General features: G+C 77.9%; 2 protein-coding genes and 1 pseudogene. All 3 read left to right on the top strand.

Annotated features, from left to right (window positions below; genetic code table 11):
- The coding region (locus CBZ_RS17785; RefSeq protein WP_130782808.1) for a GNAT family N-acetyltransferase at nt 1-477 on the top strand (477 nt) is incomplete at its 5' end.
- Between the two features lie 357 nt (nt 478-834).
- Nucleotides 835-1,407 carry an ECF RNA polymerase sigma factor SigK gene (gene sigK, locus CBZ_RS17780; RefSeq protein WP_246013520.1) on the top strand — a complete coding sequence of 191 codons (573 nt, stop codon included), beginning with the start codon at nt 835-837 and terminating at the stop codon, nt 1,405-1,407.
- Nucleotides 1,404-1,639 (top strand): annotated as a pseudogene (locus CBZ_RS17775) (hypothetical protein); the annotation flags it as partial. The gene sigK and the pseudogene CBZ_RS17775, both read left to right, overlap by 4 nt.

Below are 1,639 nucleotides of genomic sequence, written 5' to 3'. Positions count from 1 at the left end.
GACGAGCCCGGCGGCGGACCCGTCGGGGGCCCGTGCGCCGACCTCGGCCTGCGCGACGAGCCCCGGGCGCACGACGACCCGCCGCCCGCGAGCGGCCTCGTGGCGTTCCTCGACGGCGTGCCGGTCGGGTGGTGCGCGGTCGCGCCGCGGCGCGCCTACCCGCGGCTGCTCCGCAGCACGCGCGTCCCGTGGCAGGGACGCGACGAGGACCGGCAGGACCCCGACGTCTGGGCGGTGACGTGCTTCCTCACGCGCGCCACCTTCGGACGTCGAGGCGTCGCGACGGCGCTCGCGGTCGCAGCCGTCGAGCACGCGCGGCAGCAGGGCGCGCGCGCGGTCGAGGGGTACCCGATGACGACGTCGGCGGCGCTCCCGGTCGAGCTGCACCCCGGCACGGTCGCGATGTTCGCCGCGGCCGGGATGCGCGAGGTGGCGCCGCGCTCGCCGCGCCGCGTCGCGATGCGCGTCGACCTGTGACGCCCGTCGTGCGGCGTCTGTCCCGCGCCACCGGGGCTCCACCGCGGGTGAACCTCGGCGCCGACGCGCCCCGCCTGACCGACCGCACACGTCCGTCGGCCCGACCGCTCCGAACCACGGCTGTCTCCCTGACGAGTTCCTGACGACGTGACGACCTGACTGCGACGGTTCCCGATGCTCGTGCTCGCCCCCGCCGGCCCCACCCCGATGCACCGCTCGGCGCATCGTCCGGCGCATCGTCCGGCGCACCGCCCGGTGCCGCGGACCGTGCCGGCGACCGCGCGGCCCACAACGCCCACGTCCCTCCACGCCCGGCGCGGACTGCGGGCGACGCGGCCGTGGGGGACACTGACCGGCGTGACAGACCGTGCGCCCGCGTCGGCGGCCGACGCCGCGCAGGCCCTCATGGCGGCGGTCGCGGCCGGTGACGAGACGGCCTTCGTGGGCCTGTACGACCTGCTCGCCCGCGCGGTCCACGGCACGTGCCTCGGCGTCCTGCGGGACCCCGACCACGCGGCGGAGGTCGCGCAGGAGGTCTGGGTCGAGGTCTGGCGCACCGCTGCCCGCTACGACGGCGAGCGCGGGTCCGCACGGACGTGGGTGACGACGCTCGCGCACCGTCGCGCGGTCGACCGCGTCCGGGCCGTGCAGGCCCAGCGCGACCGGGACCAGCGCGTCCTCGACGAGAGCACCGAGCGGCCGTTCGACGTGGTCGCCGACGACGTCGAGCAGCGCCTCGAGCAGTCGGCGGTCCGGGACTGCCTGGGCTCGCTCACCGAGACCCAGCGCACCGCCGTGGTCCTCGCCTACTACGGCGGGCGGACCTACCGTGAAGTGGCGGCCGAGCTGGGCGCGGCGCTGCCGACGGTGAAGTCGCGGATCAGGGACGGGCTGCTGCGCCTGAAGGACTGCCTGGGGGTGAGCGCGTGAGCGAGCAGGACGACGTCCGCGCCCTGCTGGGCGCGTACGCGGTGGACGCGGTCGACGCCGACGAGCGCCGGGCCGTCGAGGCGCTGGTCGCCGTCGACGCCGATGCCGCGCGCGAGCTCGCCGACCTGCAGGCCGTCGCCGCCCGGCTGGGAGCGGCGATCGACGCGGAGCCGCCCGCCGGCGCCCGGGCCGCGGTCCTCGCCGCCGTCCGGGCGACCCCGCAGGAGTCGCC

Origin of the sequence: Cellulomonas biazotea (assembly GCF_004306155.1) — a bacterium.
GTDB classification, from domain to species: Bacteria; Actinomycetota; Actinomycetes; order Actinomycetales; family Cellulomonadaceae; genus Cellulomonas; species Cellulomonas biazotea.
Note: the sequence above shows the minus strand (reverse complement) of the source record. Positions and strands in the feature narration are given on the sequence as shown.